We start from the raw sequence: 19,210 nt of genomic DNA, 5'->3' as shown, positions 1-19,210 counted from the left end.
TATGAAAAAAGAAAGTTCATATTCTATTAATAGAACAACATTGCAACAAATAACAAATAAGAGGAGGTGTAGCGGCATTTTCTCTTTTTTCTTTTTTCTTTTTTCCTTTTTTGCTGTTGCCCAGCAGCCGCAGGTTTCAGCAGAAATTGATTCTGCCAGTATTAAAATTGGGGAACAGATTAGGTACAGTATTTCTGTAGAGACAGATTCAACTAACCTGGTAATTTTTCCTGAAGGGGAAACTTTTTCTCCGCTGGAAGTCGTGGAATCCATGACCGCCGATACTTCCCGAATCGAGGACAGGTTCCGTTTACTAAAAGAATATTCCCTTACGCAGTTCGATTCCGGTACTTACACAATTCCGCAGCAACGCGTCCTGATTAACGACAGGCAGTATCTCACAGATTCGATGTTGGTTGAGGTTTCCACTGTGGTGGTGGATACCACAAAACAAAAAATGTATCCCATAAAACCTTCGGTAGAAGTGCCTTCAGGATTTTCTGTTCCTTCCTGGATTTGGTGGGCATTGGCGATAATTGCCATTTTGGCGGTGCTGTTCTTTTTTCTTCGGAAGAAAAGAAGAGCTGAACGGGAAAAGGAATTGCCGCCTTATGAACAGGCAATGCTGGAGCTTAACAAACTTGACGAATCGAATTTGCTGGAGCAAAGGGAGGTAAAAGAATATTATTCGCAGCTTACATTCTCTGTAAGAAAATATTTAGACAGAAAAGTATATGACCGTGCGCTGGAAAGTACCACAAGCGAGCTAATAGCTTACCTGGAAATGCAACGCGACTCCGGAAATTTAAAATTGGACAAAAAAACCATCAATAACCTGCAGCTTATCCTACAGCGTGCAGATTTAGCGAAATTTGCCAATTCCAGGCCCGATGTTATTACGGCAAAGGCCGACAGGTCTAAAGTGAAACATATCGTAAATGATGTGAAAACCTCTATTCCGGCGCCAACCGAGCAGGAATTGATGCAGGACGAGGCATACCGCCAGCAGAAACTCAGGCAGCGCAGAAACAAACGGATCATTATTGGAGTGGTAGTTGGAGCTTTTGCTCTGGTTATAGCTGTTACCGCGCTTGTTGCCACTAAAGGTTTTACCTATGTTAAAGACACCTATTTAGGGCATCCTACCAAAGAGCTGCTGGAAGGAGAGTGGATAAGGAGCGAGTATGGTTATCCTCCCGTGTCAATTACCACACCCCAGGTTTTAAAACGCGGGGAAATAGAGATGCCAGAGGAGGCAAAGCAAATGCTGGTAGGCAATGAAACCTTTATGTATGGCAGCCTTATAAGTAATTTTTATACGGTAGTAAATACCATGCAATTTAATGAGCAGGTAGAATTTAACCTGGAAACTGCAGTAGACGGTATTTATGCATACCTGGAAAATCAGGGTGCTAAGAATATTATTATGAAGCGGGAGCAATTTACCACGATAAATGGAGCTGAAGGTATCCGTGCCTTTGGAACTTTGGAGATAGAAAATCCGGTTACCGGAGAATTGACTCAAAATGAATATGAAATTCTGAATTTTGCTGAAAACGGAGGCTATCAGCAAATCACCATCATTTACAATGAAGATGATATTTATGCCGAAGAAATCGCCCAGCGTATCACAGATTCGGTAGAATTAAAAAATTTGAATAACTGATGTTGACAAATTTTACTTTCGAAGATCCGCAGTTTTTCTGGCTTTTGCTGCTTTTGCCAATAGCCATAGCCTGGTATTTCTATAAACGCAATAAGCAAACTGCGGAGTTAAGGATCTCGACTATTAAAGGTTTTAAGGCAAAACACAGCCTCTTGGCTAAATTTAAGCCTTTGCTCTTTGTCCTAAGACTACTTATCCTTGCCTTGGTTGTAACAGCAATGGCAAGGCCAAGAACGGTAGATGTATCCACCAGGACCAACAGTACACAGGGTATAGATATTGTAATGGCAATAGATGTATCAGCAAGTATGCTGGCGCGGGATCTACAGCCAAACCGGCTGGATGCACTTAAAGAAGTTGCGAAAGAGTTTGTTAAGGACCGTCCGTCAGACAGGATTGGACTGGTGGTTTATGCCGGGGAAAGTTTTACCAAAACACCAATCACCAGTGATGAAGAAATTGTGCTGAGTGCACTGGAAGATATAGAATATAACAATGTGCTGCAAAACGGGACGGCAATAGGCTCTGGACTGGCAACAGCGGTAAACCGCATAAAAGACAGTGAAGCAGAAAGTAAGGTGATTATCCTGTTGACAGATGGTGTGAATAATTCCGGTTTTATAGATCCTAAAATAGCCAGTGAACTGGCGGTGGAATTCAATATTAAAGTTTACACCATTGGTGTTGGAAGTAATGGAATGGCTTTGTCCCCAATAGGGATATTGCCTAACGGGAGGTTTCAATATGGAAACAGCAAAGTGGAAATAGATGAAGTATTGCTGCAGGAAATTGCCGATGCAACCGGTGGGAGGTATTTTAGGGCGACAGATAATGAAAAGCTGGAGCAGATCTATGATGAAATCGACGAGTTGGAAAAAACAGATATTGAGGAGTTCCGGTATTATAATTATGATGAAAAATTTCGTTCTCTTGTATTACTGGCAGGCGGATTGCTGTTATTCGAAATAATGCTGAGGTACACATTATTCAGAAGTTTTGTATAGTACAAATTGAGGTTTAATAGCATTAATGGTATTTAAAAAATGGTTTTAGAAGAGAAAATATATTTCTGGCTTTTACTTGCTATACCGGTGGTTATACTGCTATTCCTGTTTCTGGTTTTCTGGCAAAGCCGTACTCAGAAAAAATTTGCAGACCCGGTCCTGCTTGGATATCTCACTCCGCACAGGTCACGGTTTAAAACAGTATTAAAATTAATTGTTATTTTACTTGCCATTGCCAGCCTGGTAGTAGCGCTGGTAAACCCAAAAATTGGTACAAAACTGGAAACAGTTAAACGTGAAGGTGTGGACATTGTCTTTGCCATAGATGTTTCCAAAAGTATGGAAGCAGAGGATATTGCACCCAACAGGCTGGAGAAATCCAAACAACTTGTAACGCAAATCCTGAATAACCTGGGTAGTGACAGGGTAGGGATTATTGCTTATGCAGGGAGCGCATTTCCGCAATTGCCAATCACGACAGATTATGCTGCTGCCAAAATGTTCCTTCAGGCGCTTAATACAGATATGATTTCCTCCCAGGGGACAGCGATTAGCGATGCCATAGACCTTGCAACTACTTTTTATGATGATGAGCAGCAAACCAACAGGGTGCTTTTTATAATAAGCGATGGGGAAGATCATGAAGGGAACGTGGAAAATATTGCTGAAGAAGCGGCGGAAGCTGGAATTAAAATAATAACAATTGGTGTTGGAACCGAAAAAGGCGGGCCTATACCTGTTAAGAGAAATGGGGTTGTACTTAATTTTAAAAAAGACAATGCGGGGGAAACAGTCATTACCAAACTTGTTCCCGGGACACTTCAGGAAATTGCTTCTGAAGCGAATGGAAGTTATATTGAAGGTAATGTGACAGCGCAGGTGACAGATGAGGTGCAGGAAATCCTTCAGAATATTGAGAAATCTGAATTTGAAGCAAAGCAATTTGCCGATTTTCAGTCTCATTTTCAGTGGTTTTTGGCATTAGGATTGTTATTATTGTTCCTGGATATATTTTTGCTGGAACGTAGTACAGCGTGGATCAGGAAATTAAATTTGTTTAATGAAAGAAAGCGGAAGGAGGATTAAGATGATGAATAGTTTAAAATTTAAAAATATAGCAGCCATGTTTTTTGTAGTGGCGATCTCGTGTTTTTCTATGCTTTCAGCTCAGGAAAACCCGGAAAAAACAGAGAGGGAAGTAAATCAATATCTCCGTGAGGCTGAAGATGCCATGGGAGAGAACGATTTTGCTTCGGCGGAAGCTTCCTATAGAAAAGCTATTGCCAAAGATCCTTCAAACACTGCGGCAAAATATAATTTAGGCAATCTCTATTATAATAAAGAAAAAACACCTGAGGCTGCAAATAGGTTAAGTCAGGCACATGAAATTTCCGGAAGTAAGGAAGAGAAACACCGGATTAATCACAACCTGGGAAATTCCTTTATGAAGCAGAAAAAATATCAGGAAGCTGTAGAAGCCTATAAAAATGCTTTGCGTAACAATCCTTCAGATGAAGAAACCCGTTATAATTTAGCCCTGGCGAAGAAAATGCTGGAAGAAGAGCAGCAAAATCAGGATCAGGACCAGGATCAAAACCAGGATCAGGATCAGGAAGAAAACCAGGATCAACAGGAAAGCCAGGATCAACAAAATCAGGATGGAGATGGCGGTGAGAATGAAAACCAGGACAGCCAGCCAAAAGACGAAGGAGAAAACGAGGATAAGGAAAACCAGGATAAAGGCGATCAGGAAGATCAGGATCAAAAAGAGCAGCAGGATGAAGGTGGTGAAAATGGAGAGGAGCAAGAGGAGCAGCCCCAGCAGCAGCAACCTGCGCAGGGACAATTATCACCCCAACAGATACAAAGTTTACTGGATGCCATGGACAATGAAGAAAAGAAGGTCCAGGATAAGATAAATGCTGAAAAGGCCAAAGGAGTGAAAGTGAAATCTGAGAAGGACTGGTAAGGTCTGTTTAGAGTTTGTTCAACTTCCTAAATAAGAGGATAGAAGATGAAATTGAGAATATTGTTCATAAGCTTATTTATGATAACCGCTAATCTGGTGCAGGCACAGGTGCGGTTTGAGGCTAATGTTAGTAAAGAAAAACTGGGAATAAACGAACGCTTACGTGTAGATTTTGAAATGAATCAGGATGGTGACAATTTTCGTCCGCCTTCTTTTGACGGTTTCAGAATTATTGGCGGCCCTAATCAGGCAGTGAGCCGAAGTATCCTGAACGGAAAAAGTTCTTATTCCAAAACCTATACCTATTTTCTACAGCCAGAATCCAGGGGGAACCTTACTTTAGGCCAGGCAGAAATTGAGATTGATGACAAGATTTATAAAACCTCCCCTATAGATATTGAAGTCACGGCAGCGGTAGACGAGTCTGAAGCGGGTTCTGATACAGACATAGTCGCTTCAGAAAACCTACATCTTGTGGCTGAGGTTTCCAACGCTAATCCTTACCTAAATGAGGCGATAACTGTAGTTTACAAACTTTACGTAAGCCCCAGCATTAGTGTGAGTAACTGGCGCGAAATAGATAACCCAAAATTCAGTGACTTCTGGAGCCAGAATATAGACATCCGGCAACTGCGGGCAGAGAATGGGGAATATAAAGGTCAGCCATACCGGTTTGTAGTATTACGGAAAACCGTTCTTTATCCGCAAAAAACAGGAGAATTGGATATAGAACCTTTGGCACTTTCAGTATCTGTGGATGTGCCCAGTGAAAGAAGGGATATTTTTGGAAGCAGAATTTACCGGACGGTGCAAAAAACAGTTGCAGCGGGAAGCAGGACCATTAATGTAAAACCGCTGCCGCAGGAAGGGAAACCTGCAGATTTCACCGGTGCGGTTGGTAATTTCGATTTTACTGTGTCTACCACAAAGGAGACCCTCGATGCCTCGGAGTCTTTAAGAGCTACGGTAGAAATAGAAGGTAGCGGAAACCTGAAATTATTTGATCTGCCCGACTTATCTGTTCCGGCTTCTCTGGAAATTTATGAGCCCGAACGTTCAGAAAATGTGAATACTAACCTGAATGGTATGCAGGGGAGCATTTCAGAAAACTACACTATCGTTCCAACCCGAAAGGGAAAATATCCCATCCCTGCTTTAAGTTTCTCTTATTTTGATCTGGACAGCGAAACTTACAGAACATTAACTTCAGAAGAAATACTGCTAAATGTAGACGAAGGACCGGTTGCGGCAACGGGTTCTCCGGGAGCTGTTGCCAACAGACAGGCGGTAACCACAAGCGGAGATCAGTTTAGATATATAAAGTTGAATGCTGATTTAAGGCCGCTTCAGCAACAGGAATTCTTTAAGTCCTTACCTTTTTGGGGAATGGTCTTGCTGCCGGCGGTTATGATCCCATTATTTATTCTCTTCGGGAAAAAACGTGAAGCAATTGCAAATGATGAAACGGGAAACAGAAGAAAACGGGCAGACAAACTTGCCAGAAAATACCTCTCTGAAGCAAAAAAGAATCTTGGGGATCAGGTTACCTTCTATGTAGCCCTGGAGAAGGCAATGCACAATTATTTAAAAGCAAAACTCCACATCCAAACCAGCGAAATGAGTAAGGATAAAATACGGGAGGTTCTCGCTGAAAAAGGGGTGGATCCAGCTACGATCAATGAATTTTTAAGCCTGCTGGAGAGTTGCGAATTTGCACGATATACACCGGCGTCCTCTGTGACCATGAAGCAGGATTACGAAAAGGCGGCAGGGGTAATTTCAACCTTAGACAAACAAATTTAGAAATGAAGAATTTATTTTATATCCTTTTCTTTTTTTCAGCTCCGCTGTTTGCTCAAAATGAGGAATTATTTGAAGCAGCGAATAATGCCTATGCCGAAGGGAACTATGAGCAGGCAATTGAGAGATATGAAGAGATTCTCGAATCTGGAGAAGCATCTGCGGCATTATACTATAACCTTGGGAATGCCCATTATAAGCTCAACAATATTGCCCCTAGTATATATAATTATGAAAAGGCTTTATTATTAGATCCCGGTGATGCTGATATAAATAATAATATTGAATTTGCCAGGAATATGGCCATAGATGCTATTGAAGAAGTAGAACAAACTGGTTTTCAACAATCCTTTAAAAGTTTTATCTCTGGGTTTAGTGCAGATTCCTGGGCGAAAATTGCCATTTTCTTTTCATTGCTCTTTGCGGCATGTTTCCTTGCTTATTATTTTATGAGCAGGCCTTTGGTAAAGAGGCTGCTTTTTGGAGCTTCTGTGGCAATTTTGTTATGCTGTTTTGCCAGCGTTTACTTTGCATATGCGAAAGAAGACATTCAGGAAAATAATCAGTTTGCCATTGTTTTTGGTCAGGAGGCCCAGGTTAGAAGTGAGCCATCGGTAAGGGGTGAGGAAGCTTTTATACTTCATGAGGGTACTAAAGCAAGAGTGCTGGAAACTTACCAGGAATGGATGAAGATCGAACTTGCCAATGGCGATCAGGGTTGGATGGTTAAAGATGATCTAAAGACTATATAATTAAGGGTGATGTTTTATTAACGATAAAGTATAGATCATACACTTGATCGTTAGTAAAAATATGTTATTTTTGCTTTTCGTGAAAAAAGTTGCTTACATACTATCATTCATCTTCCTGGTGTTTATTGCAACGCCAACTATTGTGGTGTGCATAGACAAATCGGTCGATGTTTCTGCGGCTTTTCTGGTCAATGAAGAAGAAACTCCTTCAGGATATAATTTCTTCGAATTTAATTTTGAAGAAAACCATCACTCCAACTACGAGAGTATCCACTTTTTACAGGAGCGAAAGGTTGTTGATCATTATTATCACTTAAATTACCACAATGTATTTCTGGAAGTGGTCTCCCCGCCTCCAAAAAGAGCATAGTATTCTACCCTTTAGAGGATTCCTACAATTGGTTTAAAGACCAGACGGGATATTGATGCTGTAAATTTATAGCACATCAATTTTCATATTCCTCATTTTCAATTTTTGTTATTCACTTAAAGCAGAGAAAAAACTGCTTATAATTTGTAGATATTATGTTTAAAAATCTTAATAAAGATTTACCCGCAAGTATTGTTGTATTTTTTGTTGCCATCCCTCTTTGTTTGGGAATAGCACTTGCCAGCGGGGCACCTCTTTTTTCCGGACTTATTGCCGGGATTATTGGAGGTATTGTAGTTGGTGCCATTAGTGGCTCCAGCCTTGGAGTTAGTGGACCTGCGGCGGGACTGGCAGCAATAGTTCTGGCCGCTATTACCGATATAGGCTATGAGAATTTATTACTTGCCGTGGTTATTGGAGGTATCATCCAGGTAGGTTTTGGTGCTTTAAAAGCCGGAATAATAGGATATTACTTTCCTTCATCGGTGATTAAGGGAATGCTTACTGGTATAGGTATTATCATTATCCTTAAGCAGATCCCTCATTTTTTTGGATACGACGATGATCCCCAGGGCGACTGGGCGTTTTTCCAGGTTGACGGGGAAAATACATTTTCTGAAATTTTTAATGCTGTGAATAACATTAGTCCCGGGGCGACTTTAATTGCACTAATTAGTATTTCAATTCTAATTCTTTGGGATGTTGTATTAACCAAAAAAGCAAAAATTTTCCGATTGGTACAAGGGCCTCTGGTAGCCGTGGTATTAGGAATTCTGTATTATTTGTTTACTGCAGATTCTTCTTCAGTATGGTCTATTTCTCCTGAACATCTTGTAAATGTGCCAGTTCCCGACAGTTTTGATTCATTTATAGGACAATTTACAACTCCTTCTCTTGAAATGATTGGCACGGTACAGATATGGGTTACAGGATTTACCATTGCATTGGTAGCAAGTCTTGAAACTCTCTTGTGTGTGGAAGCAACAGATAAGCTGGATCCTCATAGAAGGACCACCCCTACCAACAGGGAGCTTTTTGCACAGGGAGGCGGTAATATCCTTTCAGGTCTCATTGGTGGGCTTCCTATTACGCAGGTGATAGTTAGAAGTTCGGCAAATATTCAATCTGGGGGACAAACTAAAATGTCTGCAATTCTTCATGGTTTTCTGTTGTTAATCTCAGTAATTATTATTCCGAATATTTTAAATTATATTCCACTTTCAGTACTTGCTGCAATACTATTTATTGTGGGTTATAAGCTTGCTAAGCCAGCTTTATTCAAGCAAATGTTCCAGGCAGGATGGAAGCAGTTTGTTCCATTTATAGTCACTATTGTGGGAATTGTGTTTGGAGACCTGCTTATTGGTATTAGCTTAGGATTGATTGTCGGGATTGTGGTGATATTAATTAAATCCTATCAGAACTCTTATTTCCTGCATATGGAAAATCAGCAGAACGGAAATAAAACAGTTAAAATGACTTTAGCTGAAGAGGTTACCTTTATAAATAAGGGTGCAATTATAAAAGAACTTAATAATCTTGAAAAAGATTCCATTCTTATCTTAGATGTTACAAAGTCCACCTACCTGGACAGTGACATTATTGAAATCCTTGACGATTTTAAAATCAAGGCAGCTGAAAAGAACATTTCCATCAAAATCATTTCAGAACGGGGAGTAATTGAAAACCCTGATAGTTATCAGGAGTTTTTTAAAAGAGCAAAGAAACCGGCATAAATTAAAAGTAAAAAAGAAGTCTTGATATTCTAATTAAGGACAACAGTAGTGGATCAAGTATTTTTGTTGTTGGAAAAAATCAGATACTATCAGGAGCGAGAATTAAAAATCAAAAGAAATTATGACAAAAGACGAAATATTAGACAGGCTAAAAGAAGGTAACGAACGTTTTACCGCCGATAAAAAAGAAAGTAAATTACAGGATAAATCCCGAAGGGAAGAATTGACCCAGGGGCAATCACCATACGCAATTGTTTTAAGCTGTGCAGATAGCCGCGTAGTGCCGGAACTTGCTTTTGATAGCGGCCTGGGAGAGTTATTTACTGTGCGTGTAGCCGGAAATGTTGCAAATAGTTCTTCTATTGCAAGTATGGAATATGCGGTAGCACATTTGGGCACCGAAATTATTATAGTAATGGGCCACGAGAGCTGTGGTGCTGTTACTGCTGCTATGAGCGGGGGAGATAACGGTTATAATTTAAACCATCTTCTTTCTCATATTGCTCCGGCAATTTCGGCGTCTGGTACGGATGCTGAGGTAAATGATGTGGTGAAGAAAAACGCGCAGTTAACTGCCGAAGAGCTTAAAACCCGTTCTACAATTATAAAGGAAGCTGCGGAAAGCGGAAAAGTAAAAATTGTACCTGCCTATTATAACCTGGATTCAGGTAAAGTAGATTTCTTGTAAAAGAAAGTTTTTTATATGAAGAAAGGTTGCCTGCAAAGGCAGCCTTTTTTTGATGAATTAATTCAGGTGATTAAGCTGTTTAGGTCCCTTTTGAGTGCAAGTTGCAAGTTATACGGTGCACATTCCGTAAATTCTGCCAAAAATCACCTTTGTAGTAGTTACATTTTTTTGAATTGGAGGGGCATCATTTGTAGAACATGTTATGAATGATAAACCCAGAATTATAAGTAATTGACAATTTCTTATAATGGCTGTTTATATATAGAGATGCTCATTGTTTCAAATGGTTGCGTGGCGCAGGATGATAATTGGAGGGTTTGGTTTGAGTATGGCAAAATTTATCTAATGCCTATTTATACCGCCAAGTAATTGTTTCAGTCAGCACTGCGTTAATGAGTCTGTACCGGCCACAGTAACACTTAATTGTTAGCTATAGTACTTTATAAAGATTAGCGAATTTAATCAAGAGTCTTTTTGTCCCACCATTTTCAAAATCAAATTCACCTTTAAATGAATTTAAATCATCAGGTGTACCTTCAATTTTCACGACAGTTCCTGCTCCAAACCTTTGGTGAACAACTTTGTCCCCTTCTTTTAATTTTGCTATTTCCGAAATAGTAAATTTTTCATCACTAAAGCTATTTTCATCAATGTCATCAAATAAAGTCTCTTCTTTTAAGGGTTTCTGATAGTAATATTTTTGATGATGCTTATTCTTATTTTCAATAAAATCTAATCGTCTGTCAATTGAACCTAATTGATTTAAAATTAATTCCGTTTCAACCGAAATATTCGTTGAATCTGAAAGTTCTGCTGGATTAATACCAAGCAATTTAACCAAGGAATTAACTTGATTATTTCTTTCGGTATATGTGATTTTCATAATTTCGGCAAGGTTTTCGACGATTTCTTTGACGTTATCGATTCTTAAATTTTCATCATATTCCAAATCTCTAAAACCTTGAATATCAAATACTCGATTAGTTTTTGAATCTTTAATTAACGCTACTGGTTTATTAAATGCTTGTCTAATGCCTAGTTCATACAATACATTAGGATTTTGGTTACTTAAATCGCAAAGTGCCATATCTGAGCTAATAATCATTTTTAAAATGTCTAATGCAATATGATTAGTATTTAAAACATCATCTGCTCTTAAAGGTTTAAACCCAGCTGAAATACAAGCGGGTTTAATAATATAGTCGTATACTCTCTTAAAATGGCCTTTTGCATAACTAGAGTTATCGCTAATTGGCATTATGATGAAACAAGTCAATTCCATGTTTTTTTAATTAAAGCCATTAATCTAAAAATGTAAGTTAGGAAAAATAAAACCCTTCGTAGTGTCTATCCATTTTCAAATCCTCTATAAAAGAAAACAGCAACGTTGTTAAAGATCACTCGGTAAGTTCATCAAGGTCATTCAGGATATTACGCTCTCTTGCTTCCCGTAGAATAGATGGTAGTAGTAAAGGCGCAATACGTTCTACAGGTTCATATAGTTTTGATTCTTCCAGTGCTTCCTCCTGGATTAAGTCGATTTCTTCATTGGTGGATTTAAAGAACATGATAATTACACTGGTTAAAAACGCCACCTTTAAAAGCCCAAATCCCGCTCCAAGTATTTTATTCACAATGCCAAGAGCAGCAAAAGCAGCGATGTTGGTGAGAATTTTTCCTGCCAGTGCCACCAGGAACAGGATAATAAAAAATGTGATGGCAAAGGAGAGCAGGTTTACATACTGCATGTCCCAATCTACATAATTTTCCAGGAGGTCGCTTAGAATATGCGAGAATCGAATAGCACCGTAAATCCCGAGTACAATTCCCACCAGGGAAGCTATTTCGGCTAAAATTCCTCTAAAAAAACCTCTTACTGCACCATAGAGTAAGATTAAGGCTAAAACGATATCGACTATATTCATATTCCAAATATAGCAATTTCATGAAGTAAGAATATTATCTTTGCAAAATGGCAAGAGATGAACAATTAAAGGAGCGTTGGGAAGTACTTCAGAAAAAGCTTTCCAACCAGTTTGCAGATGGAGAATTAATGGATCTGGATGCGATAATTTACATCATTGGGGTTCAGGAACTGGGGCAGCCTCACCGTAAGTTTAAAAAAGATCATAAGTTGGATCTAATGCATATTGCCATTTGCCGCCTGCTCGAGCCTTACGGTTACTACGAATTCGATTTTTTTGATGATGATGGCTGGCCGCACTACAAAACCCTTGAACAGTTGCCGGTTTTAAAGGCGGGGGAACAAACAGTGTTAATGAAAGAAGCAATAGTTCAATACTTTATGGAGAAGGAGTATATTCTATAAATGGAAGTTTTGGCAGCATTGCTGCCTTTCCCAAACGACAGCTGGCCTGTTTACCAGGACTATGGCAAAGGCTTTGGCAATTATCGGCCTACGGAGGAGAAAAAGAGTTAAAGAGTGAAGGAGGAAAATAAGTGAGAAGTGAAGATTCGCTTTCCACTTTCCTCTCTCCACTATAAGAGAGCTTAAAAATGGCAATTATCGACCTGAAGAGCAGAAAAAGAGTTAAAAAGTGAAGGAGTAAAAGTTTGTTCCCCTCCGAACTACGAACAAAAAACTACGAACTACTAATTCAAGCCGCAATTTTTTTTAAATTTGCTTTTCTGAAAAAGATGAAACCCTAATGATTGATAAGATAAAGGAATATATTGCTGAAGTTGAAGCTTTTCAGGCGCAAACGGCAGAAGAAATTGAAGCTTTCAGGATTAAATTCCTGGGTAAAAAAGGAATTTTAAATCAGTTTTTTGCTGAATTTAAAAATGTTCCGAATGAGCAAAAAAAGGATTTTGGCCAGGCTATAAATGAACTGAAGACCGGTGCGCAGCAAAAAGTTTCAACTTTAAAAGATGACCTTGAAAGCAAAGAAGAGGAAAAAGGGGTTTATGGGGATTTGTCCCGGCCCGCAGAGCCCGTACAGATAGGTTCGCGGCATCCTATTTCAGTCGTAAAAAATCAGATCATCGAGATTTTCTCCAATATCGGATTTAATGTTTCCGAAGGACCTGAGATTGAGGACGACTGGCATAATTTTACCGCTTTAAACCTTCCGGAATATCATCCTGCAAGGGATATGCAGGATACTTTCTTTATACAGACAGATCCCGATATATTACTGCGTACCCACACGTCTTCGGTACAGGTGCGTTATATGGAAAATAACAAGCCGCCAATACGTACTATTTCCCCGGGAAGGGTTTTTAGAAATGAAGCGATTTCTGCACGTTCCCATTGTATTTTTCACCAGGTGGAAGGCCTTTATATAGATAAGGATGTTTCTTTTGCAGATTTAAAGCAGACGTTGCTTTACTTTACAAAACAACTCTTCGGAAAATCTAAAATACGCCTGCGCCCTTCTTATTTTCCATTTACAGAGCCAAGTGCCGAAGTGGATATTTACTGGGGGTTGGAAACGGAAACTGATTACAGGATTACTAAAGGTACCGGCTGGCTGGAAATTATGGGCTGCGGAATGGTAGATCCTAATGTGCTTAAAAACTGCGGAATTGATCCTACAGAATATTCCGGGTTTGCCTTTGGAATGGGGATAGAACGTATTGCAATGTTACTGTATCAAATTGGGGATATCAGGATGTTTTATGAAAATGATGTTCGTTTTCTGGAACAATTCCGATCTTCTTTGTAAATTCAAGGCATAATCCATAGTCATCAAAGCCGCAGAAAAGCTGAAAATGACTTGTAATTTTTTTAGTATGAAAAAAACAGGTTTTATTATTCTGGCGGTAATTATTCTTGCAATTATCCTTTATGTGACGATTGTTATAAAGGTGATAGAATTTCTTTTTGGAGCAATATTGTTTATTGTTGCAGCAGTGATACTCTGGATTATCTGGAATAAAGTAAAAAGTAAAGTCGAAGAGGAGTTTTGAGAAAAGATATCGATATCCCTGAGGTGAAAGATGTTCATGTGGCCGTGGTAAGGGAGTTTAATAAAGAATTCCGAAGCGACGAATGGAATGCCTACATCATCAATAACCGCGGAATTTCTATAGAAATGGTTCTTATTGTTGCCCGAGGATTTGAAGGCAAAAAGGAAACTTCTACCATGCGGCACAAGCTGGAGAAATTACCTCCACATTCGTTTGCCAAAATTGAATACATGCAGGATGAGGTAACTGCTTTAAATAACGAATTTCTGGTAACTTTTTTTGCAGAAAACAAGATGTTTGAAAAGAAATTCTTCTTTCCCAAAAACAGTATTTCTGAAGATGTTGTCGCAACTATTCCTGTAATCCCGAAGAAGGGGATTTTAGCAGAATAAGCAGAGCAGGAGGAAACAGCAATAAATAAAAAAGCCCCTCTGAAATTAATCAGGTGGGGCTTTTATCAACCTAGCCTTCGATTGATTATTATAGTTTATCTGAAGTATCTGTATAGTTCCCTGTGATAGTCACGTTTTCTCCTCTTCTTACCTGCCCGTAAATATGAATTGAGGAGTTAGCTCCAACAAATTCCAGTGTAGCTCCACTGTTAAGGTTTAGGTTTCCATATACGGTAATACTACCCTGGATTCTAAGTACAGAATTGTCGTTTATATTTAGATCCAGATCTTTTCCTACAGCACCTACAGCTAAAGCTCCGCTCATATTAAACTCTCCGTTGCTGTTAATATTGACAGTATTTTGAACGTTTAGACTTCCACAATAAGTTAATTTATCGTTTACATTTAGATATAAAACAGTCGCTGATCCAGAGTATGCTTTTTCTTCATTGGAATTCACATTAAAGTAAAGACCTTCATTGTAAGTGTCGAAAGACGAACATTCTGCAAATTCTGGTGCAACTTCACTGTCTCCACCGTTGTCTGCTTCTGGTCTGCTCATTTTTAAAATTCGAAGCCCACCTGTTCCGGAAGCAACAAAGATATAATCTCCTTTTGCTTTTACGTAATTCGCAGAACCATCTATACCAATAATTCCTTCTTCTTCTAAAGTTTGCGTATCATCAAGTTTAGCAATTCCAAATCCTGCGCCACCGTTGGCCATAAGAATAAAGTCATCTAAGCTGGAAACTGCGTTGGTTACCTTTTCACCTTCGGCAATTTCTGCGTCAGGAATAGTGTTTATAGCTAACCTTGTTACTAAATCCCCTGTTTCAGTATTGTAGATACCAATACCTTCAGCACCTTCAGAAACCATTAGAAGATTTCCAAGAAATTCCATAGTTCTTTTAGATTCGGCTACAAGACCAGATAGAGCGATTTCTTTTTTGATTGTCAGGTTTTGATCGTCCAAAACCAATAAACCGTTATCTCCGCTTAAAGCGACAAGATTGCCGTTGGCATATGCAGCAGACCTAAGGTCGCTATAAGATGCTTCAGCTTTCAGGTTAGAATCTGGAGAGTCGTAAGAGGCTATCACACCATCGCTACCGCTAACTGCAATAAAGCTGTTATCGAAAGGAAGGATATCCACCCCGGACTGTCCCAGACTGAATTTTTGTGCAGTAAAGTCAGAAGTAAATTCTCCACCTGCGGTTTCTACAGTCCCATAAAAAGCACGAACAGGATCTGCTGTTTGATCGTTATATGCTCCGGTAAAGTAAATTTTGTTCTCTTTGTAGAACAAGGCATTTACATCTGCAGAGTTTGAAGTAACCCTGCTTATCACCTTTGGTTCCAATTTATTACTGATGTCGATAATGTCGATTCCACCAAGATAGGTAGCACCCTCTTTAGTATAGGCAACATAAGCATAGTCCCCATCTATATCAACGTGGTTGGCCCGCATTGCCTGTCCGTCAAGCACAGGAGGAGCTACAGTTGCGATTTGTTCCAGTGCAATATGTCCTATTTCTGAAACGTCCTGGTTTTTAGAATTTCTGGCACCGGAAAATGTGGTGATGCCAATCACACCCACACCTTCTGTAGTTATTGCACTTCTTAAAACTTCAGAATTATTTTCCTTTTTGAAAATATTTGATGGTTCTTGTGTTGAAGGATTCTGTACGTCATCTGAGTCACAGGAAATAAAAAGTACAGAAAGAATGAAACTGAGACCAAGTAATTTTTTAGTCATTTTAAATTTAGGTTAAGTTAGTATCTATGTAAAAAATTTAGGGCTTGTAAATCTTTTACGGCACAATGATAAAACAAATAATTTAAAGTTTTAAGATTTTAACTACTTGCAAATGAAACTTGTGCGTTAATCGGCAATATGATGCTTTTCATCGATAATGGTGATTCAAAATAGCTTCTTCATTTAAGGATTCAATGATTGCTTTTCTGGTTTTTACTCGATAATTGAGATTTAATGCTCGAGGCTTGCTTCGAAAGCAGAAATTATTTTTTCTTAATGCTTCGTGGGCTTGGACCGAAGCAGTTGACTAAAAAAATTAAAATGTCATAAAAGAGAAAACCTTTAATTTATGCTCTAATCCAGTTTTTCTGCAAGTTTTTTAAAAACCTTTTTGGGATTCTTTCCTTCATAAAGAATAGAGTAAACTGCATTAATAATAGGAGTTTTAGCACGTTTGTCTTTATTGATTTTGTAAGCACTTTCTGTAGCATAATAGCCCTCTGCGATCATGCTCATTTCCATCTGTGCGCTTTTTACAGTATAACCTTTCCCAATCATATTTCCGAACATGCGGTTGCGGCTAAAAACCGAATATCCTGTTACCAACAGGTCGCCAAGGTAGGCAGAATCATTAATGTTTCTTTTCATTTTATGCACCTTCTTAATGAACTTTTTCATCTCCCTTATGGCATTGCTCATAAGCACACTTTGGAAGTTATCACCATAGCCTAAGCCATGGGCAATACCCGCAGCAATAGCATAAATATTTTTTAGAACGGAAGCATATTCTGTTCCTGTAACATCATCGGTAATTTTACAGGTAATATAATCACTGCCCAGGCAGTCTGCCATGAGCTGCGCCTTTTTCTCATCGGCACAGGCAATGGTTAAATAGGAAAGCCTTTCCAAAGCAACTTCCTCGGCATGGCAGGGGCCAGTGATCACGCCAATGTTCTCGTACGGGATGTTATAATATTCTTCAAAATGTTCTCCCACTATAAGGCTGGTTTCGGGAACAATACCTTTAATTGCTGAAAAAATAATTTTATCGTCCAGCGGTACCTGGAGGTTGTCCAATTCTCTTTTCAGAAAGGCAGAGGGGATAGCGAAGATGATGTAATCTGCATTTTGAATAGTTACATTAATATCATTACTGAGCTTTAATTGATCAGTATTAAATTCTACAGAACTCAGATAATTTGGATTATGCTCCTGTTTCTTAATATGCTCCACTGCATAAATACTTCGCATGTACCAGTTTACCTGCTCTACATTTTCGCATAGCATTTTTACAATTGCAGTAGCCCAACTTCCGCCGCCAATAACGGCAAACCTCGGATGTGTATCCATAGAATTAGTTTAAGTCCTTCAAAAATAAGCAAATTTTTAAGTATACTCATTTCTTTCCTCTTTTAAGCTCTCCGGCTGAGAATTATTCAATATTTTTTAAAAAAGTCACGCATCTGTACACAATTTACTGTAGTTAACTCCGTTATCCTTTTGTTCCTCTTAATTAAGAAGAATATTTTTTCTGTTTTTGGTTATTATTTAACCACCTCTGGCGAGGTGGTTTTTTCTTTTTGAAAATCTAACAAAATTTTAATAATGAACATCTTGAGATGTTGTTACACTTTTGTAACTTCCTCTTAAATAACAGATAGGATTCAAATATGAGTATATTTTCTTTTATTAAGGAAGCCGGGGCAAAAATTATGGGGATCGGTAAGTCCAAACCCGAAAATAACCCTGAGGTCTCTGAGCGTAAGGCTAAAGAAGATCAACAGGAAAACGCTAAAGCTGCCGCCAGGCTGGAAGAAAATATCCGAAATCTTAATTTAAATATTGAAAATCTGGATATCACCATAGAAGGCGACATGGCAACAGTTTCAGGCGAGGCAGAAGATCAGGCCACGCGTGAAAAGATAATACTGGTTGTGGGAAATACCGCTGGAATTGGCCAGGTAGATGATAGGATGGATGTGGAAGATGAGGAGCCCGAAGCTATCTTTCATACGGTGGAAAGAGGGGATACGCTAGGCAAAATAGCGAAAGATCATTATGGTGATGCCAACAAGTACAAAATAATTTTTGAAGCAAATACCCCGATGCTAAAAGATCCCGATAAAATTTATCCGGGCCAGGTATTGCGAATACCACAACCCGAAGAAAAGAATAATAAAGAGACTGTTTAGAAATTTTGAGGGTGCTACATTGAGAGCAGTCGACGTTCTAAGCTTGTAGTTCCACAATGAAAAAAGTAGGTTCAATCAGCTAAATAGAGCACTCAGGAATTTTTTTAAACAGTCTTTCTATTTATAAAAATTCATGTGTTTAATATATTCCCACACTGGGTTGCTGAGCAGGGGTTCAATGTTTTTACCTTCAGAAATAGCCTGTCTTATAAAAGTTGCCGAAATCTCCATTCTTGGAGCAGCCACTCTGGTAATCTTTGGATGATCTTTAAATTGATTCTGAACTTTTTCTCCCGATATTCTTGGATACACATAAATATTATGATTCTGCAGGATCACTTCATAATTTTTCCACTTGTGAAAACTTTTCAGGTTGTCTTCGCCCATAATGAGGCAAAAGTTGTTCGTGGGAAATTTTTCCTGTAAATGTAGCAGGGTTTTAACCGTATAGTTTGGTTGCTCCAGCCCAAATTCGATATTACTTGGTTTCAGTTTTTCAAAAGGTTCACAGGCGCGATAAACCATCTCCAGACGGTGGTGATTGTCCAGAAGGGTACTTTTTATCTTTAATGGATTGTGAGGTGTTACCACCAGCCAGATCTCTTCAAGATCTGAGAATTCTACCATGTGGTTGGCAATAATAAGGTGGCCAATGTGGATTGGGTTAAAGGTGCCAAAAAACAACCCTACTTTTCTATTCATTTTTCAACATTTACACCAATGTAGTTCGAAACCAGGTGATAGGCTTCTTCAAGGGCAACCTCCAGATTGTTATTTTCTATAATAAAATCGAATTGCGGGGCAGTGGCAAGCTCGATAGAAGCTTTGGCAACACGCATGTTAATTTTATCGGGGGTTTCAGTTTTTCTCTTTTTAAGCCTTATTTTCAGTTCTTCTATACTTGGAGGCTTTACAAAAACAGCAAGGGTTTTTTCAGGATAAATATTCTTGA

At 38.9% G+C, this 19,210-nt stretch carries 19 protein-coding genes and 1 pseudogene; 14 read left to right on the top strand and 6 right to left on the bottom strand.

Annotated features, from left to right (window positions below):
- Position 1: 1 nt before the first annotated feature.
- The 9 genes from RM529_RS04675 to RM529_RS04635 all read left to right on the top strand — a co-directional run bounded on the left by RM529_RS04675 (position 2) and on the right by RM529_RS04635 (position 9,985).
- Positions 2-1,666: a DUF4381 domain-containing protein gene (locus RM529_RS04675; RefSeq protein ID WP_311483588.1), complete on the top strand. Its 1,665-nt coding sequence runs from the start codon at positions 2-4 to the stop codon at positions 1,664-1,666.
- Positions 1,666-2,670: a vWA domain-containing protein gene (locus tag RM529_RS04670; RefSeq protein WP_311483587.1), complete on the top strand. Its 1,005-nt coding sequence runs from the start codon at positions 1,666-1,668 to the stop codon at positions 2,668-2,670. Before RM529_RS04675 ends, RM529_RS04670 begins: the two co-directional genes overlap by 1 nt.
- A 39-nt stretch (positions 2,671-2,709) precedes the next feature.
- Positions 2,710-3,756: a vWA domain-containing protein gene (locus RM529_RS04665; protein WP_311483586.1), complete on the top strand. Its 1,047-nt coding sequence runs from the start codon at positions 2,710-2,712 to the stop codon at positions 3,754-3,756.
- Positions 3,731-4,639, top strand: coding sequence for a tetratricopeptide repeat protein (locus tag RM529_RS04660; RefSeq protein WP_311483585.1), 909 nt, complete (start codon positions 3,731-3,733; stop codon positions 4,637-4,639). The genes RM529_RS04665 and RM529_RS04660 overlap by 26 nt, the downstream gene beginning before the upstream one ends.
- Positions 4,640-4,684: 45 nt before the next feature.
- Positions 4,685-6,442, top strand: a complete 1,758-nt coding sequence (locus RM529_RS04655; protein ID WP_311483584.1) for a BatD family protein — start codon at positions 4,685-4,687, stop codon at positions 6,440-6,442.
- Positions 6,443-6,444: 2 nt separating this feature from the next.
- Positions 6,445-7,191, top strand: coding sequence for a tetratricopeptide repeat protein (locus RM529_RS04650; protein ID WP_311483583.1), 747 nt, complete (start codon positions 6,445-6,447; stop codon positions 7,189-7,191).
- 70 nt (positions 7,192-7,261) lie between these two features.
- Entirely contained in the window at positions 7,262-7,561 is a 300-nt protein-coding gene (locus tag RM529_RS04645; RefSeq protein ID WP_311483582.1) for a hypothetical protein, read from the top strand.
- Between the two features lie 155 nt (positions 7,562-7,716).
- Complete coding sequence (locus tag RM529_RS04640; protein ID WP_311483581.1) at positions 7,717-9,297, top strand: SulP family inorganic anion transporter; 1,581 nt, start codon at positions 7,717-7,719, stop codon at positions 9,295-9,297.
- A 121-nt stretch (positions 9,298-9,418) separates the two neighbouring features.
- A complete protein-coding gene (locus tag RM529_RS04635) occupies positions 9,419-9,985 on the top strand; it encodes a carbonic anhydrase (protein WP_311483580.1) in 567 nt (188 codons plus the stop codon).
- 430 nt (positions 9,986-10,415) lie between these two features.
- On the opposite strand, the gene RM529_RS04630 is transcribed toward RM529_RS04635, so the two are convergent.
- Positions 10,416-11,267 (bottom strand): hypothetical protein, encoded by an 852-nt coding sequence (locus RM529_RS04630; protein ID WP_311483579.1) that lies wholly within the window; start codon positions 11,265-11,267, stop codon positions 10,416-10,418.
- Between the two features lie 115 nt (positions 11,268-11,382).
- The gene (locus RM529_RS04625) at positions 11,383-11,910 is read right to left on the bottom strand and encodes a CvpA family protein (RefSeq protein ID WP_311483578.1); all 528 of its coding nucleotides are present in this window, start codon (positions 11,908-11,910) and stop codon (positions 11,383-11,385) included.
- Between the two features lie 47 nt (positions 11,911-11,957).
- Here RM529_RS04625 and RM529_RS04620 point away from each other — a divergent pair, with 47 nt between their 5' ends.
- From RM529_RS04620 to RM529_RS04605, 4 genes are all read left to right on the top strand, one after another.
- Positions 11,958-12,314 (top strand): hypothetical protein, encoded by a 357-nt coding sequence (locus tag RM529_RS04620; RefSeq protein ID WP_311483577.1) that lies wholly within the window; start codon positions 11,958-11,960, stop codon positions 12,312-12,314.
- 340 nt (positions 12,315-12,654) lie between these two features.
- Complete coding sequence (gene pheS / locus RM529_RS04615; protein ID WP_311483576.1) at positions 12,655-13,674, top strand: phenylalanine--tRNA ligase subunit alpha; 1,020 nt, start codon at positions 12,655-12,657, stop codon at positions 13,672-13,674.
- Positions 13,675-13,741: 67 nt separating this feature from the next.
- The gene (locus RM529_RS04610; RefSeq protein WP_311483575.1) at positions 13,742-13,918 is read left to right on the top strand and encodes a hypothetical protein; all 177 of its coding nucleotides are present in this window, start codon (positions 13,742-13,744) and stop codon (positions 13,916-13,918) included.
- Entirely contained in the window at positions 13,915-14,310 is a 396-nt protein-coding gene (locus RM529_RS04605) for a hypothetical protein (RefSeq protein ID WP_311483574.1), read from the top strand. The genes RM529_RS04610 and RM529_RS04605 overlap by 4 nt, the downstream gene beginning before the upstream one ends.
- Positions 14,311-14,398: 88 nt before the next feature.
- Here RM529_RS04605 and RM529_RS04600 read toward each other — a convergent pair whose 3' ends face one another.
- Positions 14,399-16,066 (bottom strand): LVIVD repeat-containing protein, encoded by a 1,668-nt coding sequence (locus tag RM529_RS04600; protein WP_311483573.1) that lies wholly within the window; start codon positions 16,064-16,066, stop codon positions 14,399-14,401.
- Positions 16,067-16,420: 354 nt separating this feature from the next.
- Positions 16,421-17,416, bottom strand: coding sequence for an NAD(P)H-dependent glycerol-3-phosphate dehydrogenase (locus RM529_RS04595; protein WP_311483572.1), 996 nt, complete (start codon positions 17,414-17,416; stop codon positions 16,421-16,423).
- A 320-nt stretch (positions 17,417-17,736) separates the two neighbouring features.
- On the opposite strand from RM529_RS04595, the gene lysM reads away from it, so the two are divergent.
- Positions 17,737-18,258, top strand: coding sequence for a peptidoglycan-binding protein LysM (gene lysM, locus RM529_RS04590; RefSeq protein WP_311483571.1), 522 nt, complete (start codon positions 17,737-17,739; stop codon positions 18,256-18,258).
- A gap of 117 nt (positions 18,259-18,375) precedes the next feature.
- On the opposite strand, the gene nadD is transcribed toward lysM, so the two are convergent.
- Both nadD and RM529_RS04580 read right to left on the bottom strand, forming a co-directional pair.
- Positions 18,376-18,960 carry a nicotinate (nicotinamide) nucleotide adenylyltransferase gene (nadD, locus tag RM529_RS04585; RefSeq protein ID WP_311483570.1) on the bottom strand — a complete coding sequence of 195 codons (585 nt, stop codon included), beginning with the start codon at positions 18,958-18,960 and terminating at the stop codon, positions 18,376-18,378.
- A pseudogene (locus RM529_RS04580) lies at positions 18,957-19,210 on the bottom strand (guanylate kinase); the annotation flags it as partial. The pseudogene RM529_RS04580 and the gene nadD, both read right to left, overlap by 4 nt.

Source organism: Autumnicola edwardsiae (assembly GCF_031846505.1).
Taxonomy (GTDB): Bacteria; Bacteroidota; Bacteroidia; order Flavobacteriales; family Flavobacteriaceae; genus Autumnicola; species Autumnicola edwardsiae.
Note: the sequence above shows the minus strand (reverse complement) of the source record. Positions and strands in the feature narration are given on the sequence as shown.

Excerpts from the sequence above, each read along its gene's own strand:
- RM529_RS04600 (WP_311483573.1), bottom strand. The coding sequence starts at position 16,066 with ATGACTAAAAAATTACTTGGTCTCAGTTTCATTCTTTCTGTACTTTTT.
- RM529_RS04665 (WP_311483586.1), top strand. The coding sequence starts at position 2,710 with ATGGTTTTAGAAGAGAAAATATATTTCTGGCTTTTACTTGCTATACCG.
- RM529_RS04640 (WP_311483581.1), top strand. The coding sequence starts at position 7,717 with ATGTTTAAAAATCTTAATAAAGATTTACCCGCAAGTATTGTTGTATTT.
- RM529_RS04675 (WP_311483588.1), top strand. The coding sequence starts at position 2 with ATGAAAAAAGAAAGTTCATATTCTATTAATAGAACAACATTGCAACAA.
- RM529_RS04625 (WP_311483578.1), bottom strand. The coding sequence starts at position 11,910 with ATGAATATAGTCGATATCGTTTTAGCCTTAATCTTACTCTATGGTGCA.
- pheS (WP_311483576.1), top strand. The coding sequence starts at position 12,655 with ATGATTGATAAGATAAAGGAATATATTGCTGAAGTTGAAGCTTTTCAG.
- RM529_RS04670 (WP_311483587.1), top strand. The coding sequence starts at position 1,666 with ATGTTGACAAATTTTACTTTCGAAGATCCGCAGTTTTTCTGGCTTTTG.
- RM529_RS04655 (WP_311483584.1), top strand. The coding sequence starts at position 4,685 with ATGAAATTGAGAATATTGTTCATAAGCTTATTTATGATAACCGCTAAT.
- RM529_RS04620 (WP_311483577.1), top strand. The coding sequence starts at position 11,958 with ATGGCAAGAGATGAACAATTAAAGGAGCGTTGGGAAGTACTTCAGAAA.
- nadD (WP_311483570.1), bottom strand. The coding sequence starts at position 18,960 with ATGAATAGAAAAGTAGGGTTGTTTTTTGGCACCTTTAACCCAATCCAC.
- lysM (WP_311483571.1), top strand. The coding sequence starts at position 17,737 with ATGAGTATATTTTCTTTTATTAAGGAAGCCGGGGCAAAAATTATGGGG.
- RM529_RS04610 (WP_311483575.1), top strand. The coding sequence starts at position 13,742 with ATGAAAAAAACAGGTTTTATTATTCTGGCGGTAATTATTCTTGCAATT.
- RM529_RS04595 (WP_311483572.1), bottom strand. The coding sequence starts at position 17,416 with ATGGATACACATCCGAGGTTTGCCGTTATTGGCGGCGGAAGTTGGGCT.
- RM529_RS04635 (WP_311483580.1), top strand. The coding sequence starts at position 9,419 with ATGACAAAAGACGAAATATTAGACAGGCTAAAAGAAGGTAACGAACGT.
- RM529_RS04630 (WP_311483579.1), bottom strand. The coding sequence starts at position 11,267 with ATGGAATTGACTTGTTTCATCATAATGCCAATTAGCGATAACTCTAGT.
- RM529_RS04660 (WP_311483585.1), top strand. The coding sequence starts at position 3,731 with ATGAAAGAAAGCGGAAGGAGGATTAAGATGATGAATAGTTTAAAATTT.
- RM529_RS04650 (WP_311483583.1), top strand. The coding sequence starts at position 6,445 with ATGAAGAATTTATTTTATATCCTTTTCTTTTTTTCAGCTCCGCTGTTT.